The organism is Rhodococcus sp. NPDC059234 (assembly GCF_042754225.1).
GTDB lineage: Bacteria > Actinomycetota > Actinomycetes > Mycobacteriales > Mycobacteriaceae > Rhodococcus_G.
The window spans coordinates 1-18,536 of the sequence record NZ_JBHZAH010000100.1 but is presented as its reverse complement, the minus strand read 5'-3'; the positions used below and the strand labels follow the sequence as shown (position 1 = coordinate 18,536).

The following is an 18,536-nucleotide window of genomic DNA, read 5'->3' as shown; positions in this document are numbered from 1 at the left end:
ACGCCCGGCCCCATTCCGAACCCGGAAGCTAAGCCCTCCAGCGCCGATGGTACTGCACTCGACAGGGTGTGGGAGAGTAGGACACCGCCGAACATCCGTTACCGAAAGGGGACCCAATACATTGGGTCCCCTTTCGTGTTTGTATGTGTATGCGCCTGTTGTCTGAAAGGAGATGCAGTGTCGGACAACAACGGAGATCGTCGTTCCTACGGGAGCGGCGGCGGGGCCGATCGTCGTCGTACCGGTGGTGAATCCCGTGGTGGCCAGGGTGGTGGCCCGCGCGGGGGATCCGGTGGCCGCGGTTCCGATCGTCCCCGCAGTTCCGAGCGTCAAGCAGGCGGAGACCGCCGTTCCGACGGACCGCCGAGGCGTCGTGGCGGCGAGGGCAGCTTCGGTCCGCCGCCGCGTGACGGAGGAGCGCACGCCGAGCGTCGCGCACCGCGTCCCGAAGAGCCGGACCTGCCCGACGAGGTCCAGGCCGGCGAGCTCGACCCGGCAGTGCGCCGTGACCTGCTCAGCCTCGACAAGGCCAATGCGAACGCCGTCGCCCGGCACCTGGTCATGGCGAGCAAGCTGATCGACGACGATCCGCGCCTCGCGCTGGCCCATGCGCGTGCCGCACGTCAGCGTGCGGGCCGCGTCGCCGTGGTTCGGGAGACGGCGGGCATCACCGCGTACCACGCCGGCGAGTGGGCCGAGGCGCTGTCCGAACTGCGCGCCGCCCGCCGGATGGCCGGCGGACCCGGACTGCTCGCCGTGATGGCGGACTGCGAGCGTGGCCTCGGTCGTCCGGAGCGCGCCATCGAGCTCGGCCGCAGCGAGGAAGCGCGCGCCCTCAAGGGCGACGAGGCGACCGAGCTGCGCATCGTCGTCGCTGGAGCCCGCATGGACCTCGGCCAGTTCGACCAGGCTGTCGTCAGTCTGCAGACGCCGGACTTGGACGCGTCCAAGTCCGGTCCCACCGCGGCCCGGTTGTTCTACGCCTACGCCGACGCGCTGGTCGCCGCCGGTCGGGTGGAGGAGGGCCTGAAGTGGTTCCTCAACTCCGCGGCCGCCGATCACGACGGTGACACCGACGCAGAGGACCGGGTGGCCGAGCTCTCGGGCGACCAGTGAGCGTGCAGCAGTCGCGCCCGGCCGGGCGCAGCCTGCGTCAACTGCACGACGTTCTGCTGCTCGATCTCGACGGCACCGTCTACGCGGGGCCGCACGCGATTCCGGGAGCTCGCGAGGCACTCGTCGTCGACGGCGGCCCGCGCCTGTTCTACGTGACGAACAACGCCAGCCGCAGCCCGGGCTCGGTGGCAGCGCATCTGAACGAACTCGGTTTCCCGGCAACGGAATCCGAGGTCGTCACCAGTGCGCAGTCGGCCGCGCGACTGCTCGCCGAGCGGGTACCCGCCGGCGCGGCGGTCCTGGTGGTCGGTACCGAGTCGCTCGCGGACGAGGTGCGGGCGGTCGGGCTGCACCCGGTGCGCCGGTACGAGGACTCGCCGGTCGCCGTCGTGCAGGGACATTCGACGGAGACCGGTTGGTCGATCCTCGCGGAGGCCACTCTCGCGATTCGCGCAGGTGCGTTCTGGGTGGCGACGAATGTGGACGCCACCCTGCCGACCGAACGTGGACTGTGTCTCGGCAACGGGTCGATGGTCGCGGCGCTGCGGACGGCGACCGATCGGGACCCCGTCGTCGCGGGCAAGCCGGCGGTCCCGTTGATGGACGACTCGGTCCACCGCAGCGGGGCACGCACGCCGCTGATGGTCGGGGACCGGATCGACACCGACATCGCCGGCGCCAACGCGGTTGGCATGGCGTCGCTGCTGGTCCTGACCGGGGTGAGCACCCCGGCGGACCTGCTGCGCGCCCCGCGCGAGCACCGGCCGACCTATCTCGCGCGGTCCCTGGACGCGCTCGACGAGGACGCGGACACGCTGGCGCCGACTGTGGACCCGCGGGTGCGGGTGCGACGCGAGTCGGACGACATCGTGGTCCGCGCCGACGACGGCGTGGAACCACTTGCCGTGCTGCGCTCGGTGCTCGCGGAGGCGTGGCGCGATCAGCGTTTTGCCGGTGTCCGCGGCGAGGACCCGGTTTCGGCCTCCGTGGCCGCCGGTCTCGCCTGAGCGGAGAGCGGCCCGGCGGCCTCGCCTGTGCACGTCTGTCGGCCCGATCCGCTAGCGTTGGCACCGATGAATACGCCGATTCCGCGGCCCGGTGCACACTTGCCGGGCCCACCGCAGATGGTCGACCCCGACAAGATCCACGCCGAGGTCGACGAGCTCCTCGCGGGCCTCGGAGCGCTCGGGGCGGGGGAGGACGATCCGCACGGCCACGGGCAGATTCCCCGTCAGGCGCACATTCTCGAGCGGGCCCACGACGTGCTGGTGCAGGCGCTCGCGACAGTGGACAAGATCTGAGGTGGCACGTCGTGCACGGGTCGACGCCGAACTGGTTCGGCGAGGCATGGCCCGTTCCAGGGAACACGCGGCGCAACTGATCGCCGCGGGCCGGGTACTGATTTCCGGTTCGGTCGCGGTGAAACCCGCGACCGCCGTCGAGGCGGGTACTCCGCTGCTGGTCACCGAAGAGGTCGACGAGGTGTCCTGGGCCTCGCGCGGAGCCCACAAACTTCTCGGGGCGCTCGAGGCCTTCGAACCGGCGGGACTGTCGGTCGACGGCAAGCGCTGCCTCGACGCCGGCGCGTCCACCGGCGGATTCACCGATGTGCTGCTGAGCCGCGGCGCCACCGAGGTGGTCGCGGTCGACGTCGGGTACGGGCAGTTGGTGTGGCGGCTGCAGTCCGACGACCGCGTCACCGTGGTGGACCGCACCAACGTGCGTTCGCTGCAACCGGAACAGATCGGCGGACCGGTGGACCTGGTCGTCGCGGACCTGTCCTTCATCTCGCTCAAGCTGGTGCTGCCCGCCTTCGTCGCGTGCGCGGCGGACGGCGCCGACCTGGTGCCGATGGTCAAACCGCAGTTCGAGGTCGGCAAGGACCGGGTCGGGTCCGGGGGTGTGGTCCGGGATCCGGAGCTGCGGATCGAGGCGGTCCACGAGGTCGCGCTCGCCGCCGACGCCGCCGGGCTGCGCACTCTCGGTGTGGTCGCGAGCCCGTTGCCGGGTCCGTCCGGCAACGTGGAGTTCTTCCTGTGGCTGCGCAAGCAACAGGAACCGGGAGTCGACTCGCTCCGCGAGGTCGTCGAACGGGCCGTGCACGAGGGCCCGCAGTGAGCTCGCCCGGCACCGATCGACGCGAGATCCTGGTCGTCGCGCACACGGGCAGGCCGGAGGTCACCGAGACCGCCCGCCGGGTGGCCGCGATCTTCGAGAAGGCCGGAATCGGTCTGCGGGTGCTGGCGGCCGAGGCCGACCGAACCGACCCGACCGCGGAACCGCAGTACACCGAGGTCGAGCTGACCATCGTCGAACCCGGACCCGAGGCCGCGGCCGGTTGCGAGATGGTCCTCGTCCTCGGCGGCGACGGGACCTTCCTGAGGGGCGCCGAGCTGGCCAGGGCGGCGTCCGTCCCGGTGCTCGGAATCAACCTCGGCCGCATCGGATTTCTCGCCGAGACCGAGGCCGAACACCTCGACGAGGCGCTCGCCCGGGTGGTGCGGCGCGAGTACGGCGTCGAACACCGGATGACCCTCGACATCGTGATCCGGGTCGACGACGAGGTGGTCGCCCGCGGTTGGGCGTTGAACGAGGCGAGCATCGAGAACGTCTCCCGGCTCGGTGTGCTCGAGGTGGTGCTCGAGGTCGACGGCCGTCCGGTGTCGTCCTTCGGCTGCGACGGCGTGCTCGTCTCCACGCCCACCGGATCGACCGCCTACGCGTTCTCCGCAGGCGGACCTGTGGTGTGGCCGGAACTCGAAGCGCTGCTGGTGATCCCGAGCAACGCGCACGCGCTGTTCGCGCGCCCGCTGGTGACCAGCCCGGAATCGCTCATCGCGATCGAGACCTTCGCCGGTGGCCACGACGGACTGGTGTTCTGCGACGGCAGCCGCACCCTCGACCTGCCCGCGGGCGGGCGCGTCGAGGTCGTGCGCGGCAGGCACCCGGTGAAATGGATCAGGCTCGACTCGGCCCCCTTCGCGGACCGGATGGTGCGCAAGTTCGAACTGCCGGTGAAGGGTTGGCGGGGACGGCGAACCGGCGGAGAAGGGGAGAACGAACGTGCTCGCTGAAATCCGGATCGACGGGCTGGGCGTCATCTCCCAGGCCAGTGCGCAGTTCCACGAGGGGTTGACCGTGCTCACCGGCGAGACCGGCGCGGGCAAGACCATGGTGGTCACCAGCCTGCACCTGCTCAGCGGGGCCCGCGCGGACGCGGGCCGGGTGCGGCTCGGCGCCGAGCGTGCCGTCGTCGAGGGCAGGTTCTCCACCGCGAACGCCTCGCCCAAGGCGACCGCGGAGGTGGACCTGTTGCTCGAGTCGACCGGCGCCGAGCGCGACGAGGACGGCACCGTCATCGCCGTGCGCACGGTGAGCGCGGACGGGCGCTCGCGTGCGCACCTCGGCGGGCGCAGCGTCCCCGCGGGCGCGCTGTCCGAACTGACCGGACCTCTGCTCACCGTGCACGGCCAGAACGACCAGTTGCGATTGCAGCGGTCCGACCAGCAGCGCGCCGCGCTCGACGAATTCGGCGGCGCCGCACTGGGTTCGCTGCTCGACAAGTACCGGACGCTGCGGTCCCAGTGGGTCGAGGCCCGCGAGGAACTCGACGAACGCACGCGCAGCAGCCGCGAACTCGCGCAGGAGGTGGACCGGCTCGAGTTCGCGCTGAACGAGATCGACGCGGTCGCCCCGGAGCCCGGAGAGGACGCCGCGATCGTCGCGGACGTGCGCCGGCTCAGCGACCTCGACTCGCTGCGCTCGGCGGCGGTGGGGGCGCAGGTGGCGCTGCTCGGGGCCTCGGCCGCCGACGTGGACACCGACGCCGCCGCCGACGTGTCCGGCGCACTCGACCTGCTCGGCGAGGCCCGCGCCCGGATCGAGTCCTCCGACGACCAGACCCTCACCGAGCTCGGCCCCCGGCTCGCCGAGGCGATCGCGGTACTCACCGACGTGTCCTCGGACCTGTCCGGGTATCTCGCGGACCTGCCCTCGGACCCGGGTGCCCTCGACACCCTCCTCGGCAGGCAGGCCGAACTGAAGACCCTCACCCGTAAGTACGCGGCGGACGTGGACGGGGTGCTCGAGTGGGCCGCCCAGGCCCGCGACCGGCTGGCACGGATCGACGTGTCCGCGGACGCGCTGGCGGCGTTGGCCACCCGGGTGGACGAGAGCGCCGCGGCACTCGCCGAGGCCGCGCTCGCACTGAGCCGGGCCCGCGCGAAGGCGGCCACGAAGCTGGGCAAGGCGGTGACCGCCGAGCTGGCCGGCCTCGCGATGGGCAAGGCCCGGCTCGAGGTGACCTCGCAGCCGATCGTGGCGGGCGAGCAGGACTCGGCCCCGCTCACGGTCGACGGCCGCCGGGTGCACGCCGGGTCGGCCGGTATCGACGAGGTCGAGTTCCGGCTGGCCACACACAGCGGATCGGCCGCGTTGCCGATCAGCAAGAGCGCGTCCGGCGGTGAACTGTCCCGGGTGATGCTCGCGCTCGAGGTGGTGCTCGCGGGCGCTCAGTCCAGCGCGACCATGGTCTTCGACGAGGTCGACGCCGGGGTCGGTGGCCGCGCGGCGGTCGAGATCGGCCGCAGGCTGGCCCGGCTGGCCCGGACCCACCAGGTGATCGTGGTGACGCACCTGCCGCAGGTCGCGGCGTTCGCCGACACGCACCTCGTGGTCGACAAGGTCGACGGTCGCAAGGGCGCGGACAGTGGCGTCCGGACCCTGACCGACGACCAGCGGGTCGTGGAGTTGGCCCGCATGCTCGCCGGACTCGGCGACACCGAGACGGGACGGGCGCACGCGGAGGAACTGCTGGCCACGGCGAGCGCCGAACGCTCGGCCTGATCCGATTTCGGAGCCCGCCCCGGTGGTGCCGCTGTGACGGATGTGGTGACCGCCCGCCCAATCGACTCGGCGCGCCTCCGCAGCAACGGCGCTGGTCGGGGTCATCATCGTTGCCATGAAGATGCCCGCTCTGTTGTCACGAAACACCGAATCGCTACCGGGAATCACCGGTATCGCCAGGGTTGACCGCAACACGGCGAAGCTGTTGCGCCGCGTCGGCCCGGGCGACATCGTGGTCCTCGACGAACTGGACCTCGACCGAGTCACCGCCGATGCGCTCGTCGAAGCGGGCGTGACGGCCGTGGTCAACGCGTCGCAGTCGATCTCCGGCCGCTACCCGAACCTCGGACCCGAGGTCATCGTGGCCAACGGCATCACGCTCGTCGACGCGGTCGGCGACGAGGTGTTCAAGAAGGTCAAGGACGGCGCCAAGATCCGCCTCAACGAGGGCGGCGTCTACGCCGGCGAACGACGCCTGGCGAAGGGCGTCGAGCAGAGCGAGGCCGAGATCTCCGACCTCATGATCGAGGCGAAGACGGGACTCGTCGACCACCTCGAGGCGTTCTCCGGCAACACCATCGAGTTCATTCGGACCGAGAGTCCGCTGCTGATCGACGGTCTCGGCGTGCCGGACATCGACGTCGACGTCAAGGACCGGCACGTGGTGGTCGTCGCCGACGGCGCCGACCACGTCGCGGACCTGAAGAACCTCAAGCCGTTCATCAAGGAGTACTCGCCGATCCTGATCGGCGTCGGGGCGGGCGCGGACGCGCTCGCGAACGCCGGCTACCGGCCGGACCTGATCGTCGGCGACCCCGAGGACGTTAGCAACGCGACGCTGAAGTCGGGCGCCGAGGTGGTGCTGCCGGCGGACCCGGACGGCCACGCGAAGGGGCTCGAGCGGATCCAGGACCTCGGCATCGGCGCGATGACCTTCCCGGCCTCGGGTGCGCCCGCGGACCTCGCGCTGCTGCTCGCGGACCATCACGGCGCCTCGCTGATCGTGACGGTCGGCAGCACCGTGTCCCTCGACGAGTTCTTCGACCGCGGCCGACGCGACAGCAACCCGGCGGCCTTCATGACCCGCCTCAAGGTCGGTCCGAAGCTGGTCGACGCCAAGGCCGTCGCGACGCTCTACCGCAGCCGGGTATCCGGTGCGGCCATCGCGCTGCTCGTTCTCGCGGCCCTGACCGCGGTCATCGTTGCGCTCGTCGTCTCCAACATCGGCGGCGAGGCACTCGACTGGGCCGTGCAGACCTGGAACAGCTTCGCACTCTGGGTTCAGGGACTGTTCAAGTGATTTCTCTGCGTCAACATGCAATCTCCATCGCCGCGATCTTCCTGGCCCTCGCCATCGGCGTCGTCCTCGGATCCGGCACCCTCTCCGGCGCACTGCTCTCCGGGCTCCGCGACGACAAGTCGGACCTGCAGAGGCAGGTCAACGAGCTGAACTCGGAGAAGAACGCGCTGGGCGAGCAGCTCAACACCGCGGACAGTTTCGACGCGGCGGTCTCCGGCCGCGTGGTCCGCGACGCGCTGGCCCAGCGGACCGTCGTCATCGTGACCACCCCGGATGCCGACCCGGCTGACCTGGACGCGCTCACCCGGCTGATCGGGGCCGCCGGCGGCACGGTCACCGGCCGGGTCGGGCTGACCGATTCGTTCGTCGACGCGGCGAACAGTGACCAACTTCGCACCGCGGTGACGAATGTGATCCCCGCCGGCATCCAGCTCCGCACCGGGGCCGTCGACCAGGGCAGCCTCGCGGGCGATCTGCTCGGGTCCGTGCTGCTGCTGAACGCGCAGAACGCGCAGCCGCAGAGCACCCCCGAGGAGCTCGGCGTGGCGCTCGAGGCGTTGCGGGCCGGCGGGTTCGTCGCGTACGACAACGGCGCGGTCAAGCCCGCCCAGCTGGCGGTCGTGCTGACCGGATCCGGTGCCCGCGCGGACGGTTCGGACGGCGGAAATCGTGGCGCTATCGTCGCCCGATTCGCCGGTGCGCTCGACGCGCGTGGCGCGGGCACGGTGCTCGCCGGCCGGCCGGCGTCGGCCGTCGGCAACGGTCCGATCGCGGTCGTCCGGTCCGACACGGCGCTCTCCACCGGGGTCACCACGGTCGACGACGTGAACCGCGAATCCGGCCGGATCACCACCGTTCTGGGCCTCCAGGAACAGCTCGGCGGCACCTCGGGCCGGTACGGGACCGGACCGGGCGCCGCGGCCGTCACGGTGGGTGCACCGCTCGGTTGAGGCCTGCGTGGAGCGGGAACGCGGCGCGCCGTGCGAGGGATCGGGTGCGCAGGTGTTACCGTGAAGTCCCGTGGGTCGGCAGGCCCCAGCTCTACCATTAGTCAAGCCCTGCACGCAGTCTTGTCCTGCATCGTCGTCACGGGAGTTCTTCTTGCCACTGTCACGCAGTAATTCGCGTACCGCCACCAAGCACATCTTCGTCAGCGGGGGCGTGGCCTCCTCGCTCGGCAAGGGTCTGACGGCGTCGAGCCTCGGGCAGTTGCTGACCTCTCGCGGGTTGCGAGTGACCATGCAGAAGCTCGATCCGTACCTCAACGTCGATCCGGGCACCATGAATCCGTTCCAGCACGGTGAGGTGTTCGTCACCGAGGACGGCGCGGAGACCGACCTCGACGTCGGCCACTACGAGCGATTCCTGGACCGCGACCTCAACGCCTTCGCGAACGTGACCACCGGCCAGGTGTACTCGACCGTCATCGCCAAGGAGCGTCGCGGCGAGTACCTCGGCGACACCGTGCAGGTGATCCCGCACATCACCGACGAGATCAAGAGCCGCATCCTCGCGATGGCTGGACCGGACTCGGAGGGACAGAGTCCCGATGTGGTCATCACCGAGATCGGTGGCACCGTCGGCGACATCGAGTCGCAGCCCTTCCTGGAGGCCGCCCGCCAGGTCCGTCACGACGTCGGCCGGGAGAACGTCTTCTTCCTGCACGTCTCGCTGGTGCCGTACCTCGGCCCGTCCGGCGAGCTCAAGACCAAGCCCACCCAGCACTCGGTTGCGGCGCTGCGCAACATCGGTATCCAGCCCGACGCGCTGATCCTGCGCTGCGACCGCGACGTGCCGCAGGCGCTCAAGTCCAAGATCGCGCTGATGTGCGACGTGGACGTGGACGCCTGCATCTCCACGCCCGACGCCCCGTCGATCTACGACATCCCGAAGGTGCTGCACAGCGAGGGCCTCGACGCCTACGTCGTGCGCAAGCTGGGCCTGCCGTTCCGGGACGTGGACTGGACCGTGTGGGGCGCGTTGCTCGAGCGTGTGCACGAGCCCCGCGAGACGGTGCGGGTCGCGCTGGTCGGCAAGTACGTGGACCTGCCCGACGCCTACCTGTCGGTGACCGAGGCGCTGCGCGCGGGCGGATTCGCGCACCGGTCGAAGGTCGAGATCGACTGGGTGCCGTCGGACGTCTGCGAGACCGAGGCCGGTGCCCAGCACGCGCTCGGTGAGGTCGACGCCGTGCTGATCCCGGGCGGCTTCGGCATCCGCGGGATCGAGGGCAAGCTCGGCGCCATCCGCTTCGCCCGCACCCGCGGGGTCCCGCTGCTCGGCCTGTGCCTGGGCCTGCAGGCGGTCGTCATCGAGGCCGCCCGCTCCGTGGGCCTGACCGACGCCAATTCGGCCGAGTTCGAGCCCGACACCAAGCATCCCGTCATCTCCACGATGGCGGACCAGGAGGACATCGTGGCCGGCGAGGCCGACCTCGGTGGCACCATGCGCCTTGGCGCCTACCCGGCCGTTCTGGAGAAGGGTTCGGTCGTCGCGCGCGCCTACGGCTCCGAAAACGTCTCCGAGCGGCACCGGCACCGCTACGAGGTCAACAACTCGTACCGGGACCGGATCGCGAAGAGCGGGCTGAAGTTCAGCGGCACCTCCCCGGACGGACACCTCGTCGAGTTCGTCGAGCTGCCCGCCGCCACCCACCCGTTCTTCGTTGCGACGCAGGCACATCCGGAGCTCAAGAGCCGCCCGACCCGGCCGCATCCGCTGTTCGCGGCCTTCATCGGCGCCGCGCTCAAGTACAAGGCGGAGGAGCGTCTCGAGGTGGACGTGCATCCCGAGGACGCCGCGGCGGACGCCGAGCCCACCGACGCGCCGAGCGCGGGCTAGCGCAGGGGACAGGCCAGAGTCGATGACCCGACCCGGAGAGCACGAGTTCGAGACGCTCGGCACCCGCACGGTGTACGAGGGTGCCATCGTGGCGCTGCGGGTCGACCACGTCGCCATGCCCGGCGGCGGGTCTGCTGACCGTGAGGTGGTCGAGCATCACGGGGCGGTCGCGGTGGTCGCCGTCGACGAGCAGGACCGGCTGGTGCTGATCAATCAGTACCGGCACCCGCTAGGTCGTCGGCTGTGGGAGCTTCCGGCAGGACTGCTCGACGAAACCGGTGAGGACCCGGTCGACGCGGCGCGTCGTGAACTCGCCGAGGAGACCGGCCTGGCGGCGCAGCGCTGGTCGGTGCTCGTCGACGTCGCCGCCTCGCCCGGATTCACCGACGAGGTGATCCGGGTGTACCTCGCGACCGGACTGTCCGAGGTGGATCGGCCGGACCCCGAACACGAGGAGGCGGACCTCGAGATCGCGCGGGTGCCCGTCGCGGAGGCGGTCGAGCGTGCCCTCGGCGGCGACATCGTCAACGCGACCGCGCTGTCCGGGATCCTGGCGCTCGCCGCGGCTCGGGCGCGTGACGGCTCGAACGGCGCCGGACGACCCGCCGACGCGGACTGGATCGACCGGCCGACGGCGTTCGATCGGCGCCGTCACGGTGCGGGCGGGGGGCACGGTCCGCGGTGACGACGGGCGGCAGAGCCGCGGTGCCTGACGGGCTCGCCGGCGAGGTGGCCAGCTATCTCGACCATCTCGCCGTCGAGCGCGGGGTCGCGGCGAACACGCTGTCCTCGTACCGTCGTGACCTCGAGCGGTACCAGGAGTACCTGACCGGCCGCGGCATCGACCGTCTCGGCGGCGTGGCAGAGCGGCACGTCAGCGAGTTCGTGGTGGTGTTGCGTCGAGGTGACCGCGAGGCCGGGGTGACGCCCCTGGCGGCGAGTTCCGCGGCGAGGGCGCTGATCGCGGTGCGCGGACTGCACAAGTTCGCCAACCTCGAGGGCATCACCGACGTGGACGTCGCCCGAGCGGTGAAGCCGCCGCCGCCGGGGCAGCGCCTGCCGAAGTCGTTGCCGGTCGACCAGGTGATCGCGCTGCTCGAGGCGACGGGCGGGGCGGACGCCGCGGACCAGCCCCGTGCGCTGCGGGACCGTGCGCTGCTCGAACTCCTCTACTCGACCGGTGCCCGCATCTCCGAGGCGGTCGGGCTGGACATCGACGACATCGACGGGGTGGACCGCGCGGTTCTGCTGCGCGGCAAGGGCGGCAAGGACCGGGTGGTCCCGATCGGTCGACCGGCGCTCGCTGCCGTCGAGGCGTACCTGGTCCGGGGCAGGCCCGCGCTGGTGGCGCGCGGCGGCCCGGCCGTGTTCCTGAACTCGAGGGGCGGACGGCTGTCCCGGCAGAGCGCCTGGCAGGTGCTGCGCGGCGCCGCGGACCGGATCGGCATCAGCGACGGCGTCTCGCCGCACACCCTGCGGCACTCGTTCGCCACGCACCTGCTCGACGGCGGCGCGGACGTGCGGGTGGTGCAGGAACTGCTCGGGCACGCGTCGGTGACCACCACGCAGATCTACACCCTGGTCACGGTCGGTTCGCTGCGTGAGGTGTGGGTCGGAGCGCATCCCCGCGCCCGGTGACGGCAGCGGACGGTCGGCGCCGACCTCCACGGTTCGGACCGTGTGGACGCCTACGCTTCCGGGCACGTTCGCCAGACTGGAAGGACCGTCGCGCATGCGGTTTCCGTTCGGTACGACACGCGGGGCTCTGTTCCTGACGACTGCGGCGGCCGTCCTCGCTGCCGTCCTCGCCCCCTCGCCCCCTCGGCCCCTCGGCCCCTCGCCCCCTCGGCCCCTCGCCCCCTCGGCCCAGGCCGATTCCGCCGACGAGGCGCGGATCCTGAGCCAGTCCCCGGTCAGTGACGCTCGAACCCGACTGTCGGTGTACTCGCTCTCGATGGGTCGAGCCATCACCGTCGACGTGCAGCGGCCGTGCATGCTGCGGGCACCAGGCCGACGCTGTACCTACTCGACGGGGCCGAGGCGCATGACGAGGAGAGCGGCTGGACCGCGATGACCGACCTGGATCGGCTCGCCCGCGGCGCCGACGTGAACGTGGTGGTGCCGGTCGGCGGGGCGCACAGCTACTACACGGACTGGCGCGCGGTCGATCCGGTGATGGGCAAGTTGTCCTACGAGACCTTCCTCACACGCGAGTTGCCGCCGCTGATCGACGGCAGGCTCGGTGGCAACGGCGTCAACGCCGTCGCGGACCCGCCGCTGGAAACCGTCCAGGGCATGTTCGGTGAGTTCGGGACGCTGGTCTGCACCTCGATGATGGGTTCGGCGTAGTCGGCACAGGGCATCCCGCACACGATGAGCCTGCGACCGGTCGGGACCCACAAGTGGGGCTACTGGAACGACGAGCTCTACGCGTCCTGGCCCATCCTGATGGCGGCGTTGCGCTGAGCGGGAGGCCCGCGCGTGTCCCTGTCGGGTTGCCGAGAACAAGGCGGTAGCGTCTGATGAATCAAGGACGAGCGACAGGGGAGCAACAGACCGTGGTGACACCGCAGCCGCCAGCGGCGGAGTCAGAGCGCCCGTACCCCGAGGGACAGGGGCGTGCCGGTTCGCTCTTCGACGACCGCCCCTCCGACGAATTCGACAGCACCGTCCTCGGGGAGGACGCCGAGCTGGGGCCGACCGGCCGACCGGTGCGCGCGATCCCCGAACCCGCACCGCTGCAGACGCACGGGCCGGCGAAGGTCATCGCGATGTGCAACCAGAAGGGCGGCGTCGGCAAGACGACCTCCACGATCAACCTCGGCGCGTCGCTGGCCGAGTGCGGTCGCCGGGTGCTGCTGGTCGACCTCGACCCGCAGGGCGCCCTGTCCGCCGGTCTCGGTGTCGCACATCACGACCTGGACCTGACCGTGCACAACCTGCTGGTCGAGCCGAAGGTCTCCATCGACGAGGTGCTCATGCGGACCAGGGTCGAGAACCTCGACCTGCTGCCCAGCAACATCGACCTGTCCGCCGCCGAGATCCAGTTGGTCACCGAGGTGGGCCGCGAGCAGACGCTCGGCAGGGTGCTCTACCCGGTGCTCGACCGCTACGACTACATCCTGATCGACTGCCAGCCGTCCCTCGGGCTGCTCACCGTCAACGCGCTGGCCTGCGCCGAGGGCGTCATCATCCCGATGGAGTGCGAGTACTTCAGCCTGCGCGGCCTGGCCCTGCTCAACGACACGGTGGAGAAGGTGCGTGACCGCCTGAACCCGCGGCTGCAGATGTCGGGCATCGTCGTGACCATGTTCGACGCGCGGACGCTGCACGCGCGCGAGGTGATGGCCAGGGTGGTCGAGGTGTTCGGCGACCTGGTCTTCGACACCGTCGTCAACCGCACCGTGCGCTTCCCGGAGACCAGTGTCGCGGGCGAACCGATCACCACGTGGGCGCCGAAATCCGGTGGCGCACAGGCGTACCGGTCGCTGGCACGCGAAGTGATAGCGCGGTCCGGTCGGTAGATGGACACTGCGCCGGCACTGGACGTCGCGCCGACCGAGACCGCTGTGCCCGAAGACCCCGCACTGCCCGGTGACGGTGCGGTGCCCGCCGACCCAGCCGTGGCCGAGGCCGCCGCGACCGAGGAGTCGGGCAAGACGGGGTTCCGGGTACGACTGCGGAACTTCGAGGGCCCGTTCGACCTGCTCCTCACCCTGATCAACCAGCGTCGCCTGGACGTGACCGAGGTCGCGTTGCACGCGGTCACCGACGACTTCATCGCGTACACGCGGGCGCTCGGCGCCGACATGCCACTCGACGCGACCACCGAGTTCCTCGTCGTCGCGGCGACCCTGCTCGACCTCAAGGCCGCCCGACTGCTGCCCGCGGGCGAGGTGGAGGACGCCGAGGACCTCGCCCTGCTCGAGGCGCGGGACCTGCTGTTCGCGCGACTGCTGCAGTACCGGGCGTACAAGCAGGTCGCGCAGCTGTTCGCCGAGCTCGAGGCCGCCGCGTTGCGCCGCTATCCGCGGTCGGTCGCGCTCGAGGACAGGTTCGCCGGACTGTTGCCCGAGGTGCTGTTGGGCGTCGATCCGCACGCCTTCGCGGACATCGCCGCGACGGTGTTCGCGCCGCGACCGGTCCCGACCGTCGGCCTCGACCACCTGCACGTGCCGACGGTGTCGGTGCCCGAGCAGGCATCGATGATGCTCGACCTGCTCAAGGCGCGAGGCGAGGGCGAGTGGGCGAGCTTCGGCGAGCTGATCGCCGGCTGCGAGGTCACCGTGCAGATCGTGGCACGATTTCTGGCGCTGCTCGAGCTGTACCGGGAGCGGGCGGTCGCGTTCGAGCAGCCGGAGCCGCTGGGAGAGCTGCTGGTCAGCTGGACGGGCGAGGTGGACGCGGACGGACAGACGCTGGTGAGTGCGGAGGACTACGGATGAGTGAACTCGATCAGGCGCCCGAGCCCGACGAGGCGGCGGCCGACCTGGATGTGGGTGTGGACCTCGACGACCGGCTCGACGACGCCCGGTTCGAGTCCGCGTTGGAGTCGTTGTTGCTGGTCGTGGACTCGCCGGCGGGCAACGACGTGCTCGCCTCGGCGGTCGGCGACACCCCCGCCAGGGTCCGCAAGACGCTACGCCGGATGTCCGCCGAACTGACCGCGCGGCGCAGCGGGATCGACCTGCGCTACGCGGGCGACGGGTGGCGTTTCTACACCCGCAACGAGAACGCGCCGTACGTCGAACGGCTGCTGCTCGACGGAGCTCGGTCGAAACTCACACGCGCGGCTTTGGAAACCTTGGCCGTTGTTGCGTACCGTCAACCTTTGACCCGTGCGCGGGTGAGTGCGGTTCGTGGCGTGAACGTCGACGGCGTGATGCGCACCCTGCTCGCCCGTGGCCTGGTCTCGGAGGCCGGTGTGGACTCCGAGACCAACGCAACGACGTACGCGACGACGGAGCTGTTCCTCGAACGGCTCGGTCTCGCCTCGCTGGCAGATCTGCCGGCGCTGGCGCCGCTGCTGCCCGACGTCGATGTCATCGACGACATCAGCGACGACATGGAGTCAGACCCGCGGTTCACCAAACTGGGAGCCGCACGGGCGGGATCCGAACCCGAGTTCGACACCCGCGTAGACAGTGAAGACTGAAGGACCAAAAGTGAACAGACCCGCTCGCCGTGATGGCACACCGGACCGAGGCAGGAGCAATCCCGCCCGCAAGAACACGAACAAGAAGGACACGCCCCAGCAGGGGTCGGGCTCGAGGGGAGCCGCACCCCGCGACGGCGCCCGAGGCGCGGCCGCCGGCCAGGCCGGCGGCGCCAGGAAGCCCCATCGGGGACAGGGTGCCCCCCAGGCCCCGGGGAAGAACAAGTACGGCAAGACCAAGTCGGCGAAGCCGCAGCGCGCCCAGCAAGTCGCGCCCAAGATCAGTAACGCCAAGCCCGCCCGGCACCAGTACGCCGAGGGCCAGGGCCCCGCGAAGCTCCCCGCGGGCGAGGGCATGCGGCTGCAGAAGGTGCTCGCCCAGGCGGGCGTGGCCTCGCGCCGCGCCGCCGAGGAACTGATCGAGCAGGGTCGGGTCGAGGTCGACGGCCGCATCGTCGTCGAACAGGGCCTGCGGGTCGACCCCGAGAACGCCGTGGTGCGGGTCGACGGCGTCCGCGTCGTCGTCAAGAAGGACCTCGTCCACATCGCGCTCAACAAGCCGCGCGGCTGGCAGTCCACCATGTCCGACGATCTGGGCCGGCCCTGCATCGGCGACATCGTCTCCGAGCGGGTCTCCGCCGGCCAGCGGCTCTTCCACGTCGGTCGTCTGGACGCCGACACCGAGGGCCTGATTCTGCTGACCAACGACGGTGACCTCGCACACCGGCTGATGCACCCGTCGTTCGAGGTGCCCAAGACCTACCTCGCGACGGTCTCCGGCGTGGTCGACCGCGGACTCGGCAAGACGCTCAAGGCGGGCGTCGAGCTCGAGGACGGTCCTGCGAAGGTCGACGCCTTCGCGCTCCTCGACGTCAACGGGGGCAAGTCGCTGGTCAAGATCGTGCTGCACGAGGGTCGCAAGCACATCGTGCGCCGACTGCTCGAGGCGGTCGGCCATCCCGTCGTGCGGCTGGTCCGCACCGACATCGGGCCGGTTGCCCTGGGCGATGGGCGGCCGGGCACCCTGCGGGTCATCGGCCCCGGCGAGGTCGGCGCGCTGTACAAGGCGGTCGGGCTGTGAGCGGGGCGAGCGAAGCGACGGGGGATGTGACCGAGACCCCGGGCGACCGTCTGGTGGTCGCCATGGACGGCCCGTCCGGCACCGGCAAATCCAGCGTGTCCCGTCGGCTCGCCGACGGCCTCGCCGCCCGATACCTCGACACCGGCGCGATGTACCGGATCGCCACCCTGCACGTGCTGCGCTCGGGTGTCGACATCGACGACGCCGCGGCGGTCGCCGTGGCGACCAAGGCGCTCGAACTGTCGATCGGCACCGACCCGGCCTCGGACCGGGTGCTGCTCGGCGGCGAGGACGTCACCGACGAGATCCGCGGTGCCGCCGTCACCCGGGCCGTCTCCGCGGTCTCCGCGGTGCCGGAGGTGCGGACCATCCTGGTCGACAAGCAGCGCCAGCTCGTCGCGACCACCGACCGGATCGTGGTCGAGGGGCGCGACATCGGCACCGTGGTGCTGCCGGACGCGGACGTGAAGATCTACCTCACGGCCACCGCGCAGGCGCGGGCGCAGCGCCGCAACGTGCAGAACATCGCCGAAGGTCGTGGCGACGACTACGCCGCGGTGCTCGCCGACGTGCAGCGCCGCGACCATCTCGATTCCACCCGCGCGGTGTCCCCGCTGCGACCCGCCGACGACTCGGTGATCGTGGACACCAGCGAATTGGGCATAGACGACGTGATCGGCAGGTTGCTGCTGGTGGTGCGCGACAGAACTGGAGCAGTGCAGTGACCGACAGTCTTGACTTCGGCGGATCGGAATTCGCCGGCGACGGCACCTGGAGCGAGGAATCGGACTGGGAGTTCGTCGATTTCGAGGAGGGCGAGGAGGGCGAGGGCCACGTCGCCGTCCCGACCCTCGCGATCGTGGGCAGGCCGAACGTCGGCAAGTCCACGCTCGTGAACCGGATCATCGGCAGGCGTGAGGCCGTCGTCGAGGACATCCCGGGTGTCACCCGCGACCGGGTGTCCTACGAGGCCAACTGGTCCGGTCGACGATTCATGGTGCAGGACACCGGCGGCTGGGAGCCCGACGCGAAGGGCCTGCAGCAGTCGGTGGCCCGGCAGGCGGAGCTGGCCATGCAGACCGCCGACGCCATCGTCCTGGTCGTCGACGCGGTGGTCGGCGCGACCGCCACCGACGAGGCCGTGGCCCGGGTGCTGCGCCGGTCCAAGACGCCGGTCCTGTTGGTGGCCAACAAGGTCGACGACGAGCGGACCGAGTCGGAGGTGGCCGCGCTGTGGTCGCTCGGCCTCGGTCAGCCGCATTCGGTGAGCTCGATCCACGGCCGCGGCACCGGAGACCTGCTCGACGAGGTGCTCGCGGTGCTGCCCGAGACCCCGCGCGAGGGTACCGGCGGTCAGGGCCCGCGCCGGGTGTCGCTGGTCGGCAAGCCGAACGTCGGCAAGTCCAGCCTGATCAACAAGCTCTCCGGCGCCGAACGGTCCGTCGTCCACGACGTGGCCGGCACGACCGTCGACCCGGTGGACTCGCTGGTCGAACTCGGCGGCAAGGTGTGGCGCTTCGTCGACACCGCGGGCCTGCGCAAGAAGGTCAGCCACGCGAGCGGTCACGAGTTCTACGCCTCGCTGCGGACCAAGGGCGCCATCGAGGCCTCGGAGGTGTCGATCCTGCTGATCGACGCGTCGCAGCCGATCACCGAGCAGGACCTGCGGGTGCTGAGCATGGTCGCGGACGCCGGCCGCGCGCTGGTGCTGGCGTTCAACAAGTGGGACCTCGTCGACGAGGACCGCAGGATGATGCTCGAGCGGGAGATCGACCGGGACCTGGTGCGGGTGCCGTGGGCGCAGCGGGTGAACATCTCCGCGCACACCGGCCGTGCCGTGCAGAAGCTGGTCCCGGCGCTGGAGACGGCGCTGGACTCCTGGGACAAGCGGATCCCGACCGGCCGGCTCAACACCTGGCTCAAGGAGGTCGTCGCGGCGACGCCGCCGCCGATGCGTGGCGGACGACTGCCGCGGATCATGTTCGCCACCCAGGCCGGCACCCGCCCGCCGACGTTCGTGCTGTTCACCACCGGGTTCCTCGAGGCGGGCTACCGCCGCTTCCTCGAGCGTCGCCTGCGTGAGGAGTTCAACTTCGACGGCAGCCCGGTGCGCGTCTCGGTGCGCGTGCGGGAGAAGCGGGAACGCAAGAAGCGCTGAGTCTCGACAGGTGTCCGCGGCGGTGGCTGCACCGCCGCGG

General features: G+C 70.8%; 18 protein-coding genes and 1 rRNA gene. All 19 read left to right on the top strand.

Features of this window, described 5'->3' with window-relative positions; translation table 11 throughout:
• Positions 1-93 (top strand): 5S ribosomal RNA (rrf, locus tag ACFXGJ_RS18900); the annotation flags it as partial.
• 84 nt (positions 94-177) lie between these two features.
• Positions 178-1,116, top strand: a complete 939-nt coding sequence (locus tag ACFXGJ_RS18895) for a tetratricopeptide repeat protein (protein WP_378623149.1) — start codon at positions 178-180, stop codon at positions 1,114-1,116.
• A complete protein-coding gene (locus ACFXGJ_RS18890; protein ID WP_378623146.1) occupies positions 1,113-2,123 on the top strand; it encodes an HAD-IIA family hydrolase in 1,011 nt (336 codons plus the stop codon). The genes ACFXGJ_RS18895 and ACFXGJ_RS18890 overlap by 4 nt, the downstream gene beginning before the upstream one ends.
• Positions 2,124-2,189: 66 nt before the next feature.
• Entirely contained in the window at positions 2,190-2,417 is a 228-nt protein-coding gene (locus ACFXGJ_RS18885; protein ID WP_378623144.1) for a hypothetical protein, read from the top strand.
• Between the two features lies 1 nt (position 2,418).
• Entirely contained in the window at positions 2,419-3,234 is an 816-nt protein-coding gene (locus ACFXGJ_RS18880; protein WP_378623142.1) for a TlyA family RNA methyltransferase, read from the top strand.
• Positions 3,231-4,190: an NAD kinase gene (locus ACFXGJ_RS18875; RefSeq protein ID WP_378623138.1), complete on the top strand. Its 960-nt coding sequence runs from the start codon at positions 3,231-3,233 to the stop codon at positions 4,188-4,190. Before ACFXGJ_RS18880 ends, ACFXGJ_RS18875 begins: the two co-directional genes overlap by 4 nt.
• Positions 4,180-5,961, top strand: coding sequence for a DNA repair protein RecN (gene recN, locus ACFXGJ_RS18870; RefSeq protein WP_378623135.1), 1,782 nt, complete (start codon positions 4,180-4,182; stop codon positions 5,959-5,961). The genes ACFXGJ_RS18875 and recN overlap by 11 nt, the downstream gene beginning before the upstream one ends.
• Positions 5,962-6,076: 115 nt before the next feature.
• The gene (gene steA, locus ACFXGJ_RS18865; RefSeq protein ID WP_378623133.1) at positions 6,077-7,261 is read left to right on the top strand and encodes a putative cytokinetic ring protein SteA; all 1,185 of its coding nucleotides are present in this window, start codon (positions 6,077-6,079) and stop codon (positions 7,259-7,261) included.
• Entirely contained in the window at positions 7,258-8,211 is a 954-nt protein-coding gene (locus ACFXGJ_RS18860) for a copper transporter (RefSeq protein ID WP_378623130.1), read from the top strand. The genes steA and ACFXGJ_RS18860 overlap by 4 nt, the downstream gene beginning before the upstream one ends.
• Before the next feature lie 151 nt (positions 8,212-8,362).
• Complete coding sequence (locus ACFXGJ_RS18855) at positions 8,363-10,102, top strand: CTP synthase (RefSeq protein WP_378623126.1); 1,740 nt, start codon at positions 8,363-8,365, stop codon at positions 10,100-10,102.
• 22 nt (positions 10,103-10,124) lie between these two features.
• The gene (locus tag ACFXGJ_RS18850; RefSeq protein ID WP_378623122.1) at positions 10,125-10,787 is read left to right on the top strand and encodes an NUDIX domain-containing protein; all 663 of its coding nucleotides are present in this window, start codon (positions 10,125-10,127) and stop codon (positions 10,785-10,787) included.
• A gap of 20 nt (positions 10,788-10,807) precedes the next feature.
• Positions 10,808-11,740, top strand: coding sequence for a site-specific tyrosine recombinase XerD (locus ACFXGJ_RS18845; protein ID WP_378623119.1), 933 nt, complete (start codon positions 10,808-10,810; stop codon positions 11,738-11,740).
• Between the two features lie 351 nt (positions 11,741-12,091).
• Entirely contained in the window at positions 12,092-12,451 is a 360-nt protein-coding gene (locus ACFXGJ_RS18840) for an alpha/beta hydrolase-fold protein (RefSeq protein ID WP_378623115.1), read from the top strand.
• A gap of 173 nt (positions 12,452-12,624) precedes the next feature.
• Positions 12,625-13,626 carry a ParA family protein gene (locus ACFXGJ_RS18835; protein ID WP_378623112.1) on the top strand — a complete coding sequence of 334 codons (1,002 nt, stop codon included), beginning with the start codon at positions 12,625-12,627 and terminating at the stop codon, positions 13,624-13,626.
• Positions 13,627-14,547: a segregation and condensation protein A gene (locus ACFXGJ_RS18830; RefSeq protein WP_378623110.1), complete on the top strand. Its 921-nt coding sequence runs from the start codon at positions 13,627-13,629 to the stop codon at positions 14,545-14,547.
• Positions 14,544-15,257, top strand: coding sequence for an SMC-Scp complex subunit ScpB (locus ACFXGJ_RS18825; RefSeq protein ID WP_378623107.1), 714 nt, complete (start codon positions 14,544-14,546; stop codon positions 15,255-15,257). The genes ACFXGJ_RS18830 and ACFXGJ_RS18825 overlap by 4 nt, the downstream gene beginning before the upstream one ends.
• Positions 15,258-15,267: 10 nt before the next feature.
• The gene (locus ACFXGJ_RS18820; protein WP_378623104.1) at positions 15,268-16,338 is read left to right on the top strand and encodes a pseudouridine synthase; all 1,071 of its coding nucleotides are present in this window, start codon (positions 15,268-15,270) and stop codon (positions 16,336-16,338) included.
• 62 nt (positions 16,339-16,400) lie between these two features.
• Complete coding sequence (gene cmk, locus ACFXGJ_RS18815) at positions 16,401-17,063, top strand: (d)CMP kinase (protein WP_378623150.1); 663 nt, start codon at positions 16,401-16,403, stop codon at positions 17,061-17,063.
• Complete coding sequence (der, locus tag ACFXGJ_RS18810; RefSeq protein WP_378623102.1) at positions 17,060-18,496, top strand: ribosome biogenesis GTPase Der; 1,437 nt, start codon at positions 17,060-17,062, stop codon at positions 18,494-18,496. Before cmk ends, der begins: the two co-directional genes overlap by 4 nt.
• Positions 18,497-18,536: the final 40 nt, after the last annotated feature.

Coding starts and splice junctions, on each gene's coding strand:
- ACFXGJ_RS18850 (WP_378623122.1), top strand. CDS start 10,125: ATGACCCGACCCGGAGAGCACGAGTTCGAGACGCTCGGCACCCGCACG.
- ACFXGJ_RS18830 (WP_378623110.1), top strand. CDS start 13,627: ATGGACACTGCGCCGGCACTGGACGTCGCGCCGACCGAGACCGCTGTG.
- steA (WP_378623133.1), top strand. CDS start 6,077: ATGAAGATGCCCGCTCTGTTGTCACGAAACACCGAATCGCTACCGGGA.
- ACFXGJ_RS18885 (WP_378623144.1), top strand. CDS start 2,190: ATGAATACGCCGATTCCGCGGCCCGGTGCACACTTGCCGGGCCCACCG.
- ACFXGJ_RS18835 (WP_378623112.1), top strand. CDS start 12,625: ATGAATCAAGGACGAGCGACAGGGGAGCAACAGACCGTGGTGACACCG.
- ACFXGJ_RS18825 (WP_378623107.1), top strand. CDS start 14,544: ATGAGTGAACTCGATCAGGCGCCCGAGCCCGACGAGGCGGCGGCCGAC.
- cmk (WP_378623150.1), top strand. CDS start 16,401: ATGGACGGCCCGTCCGGCACCGGCAAATCCAGCGTGTCCCGTCGGCTC.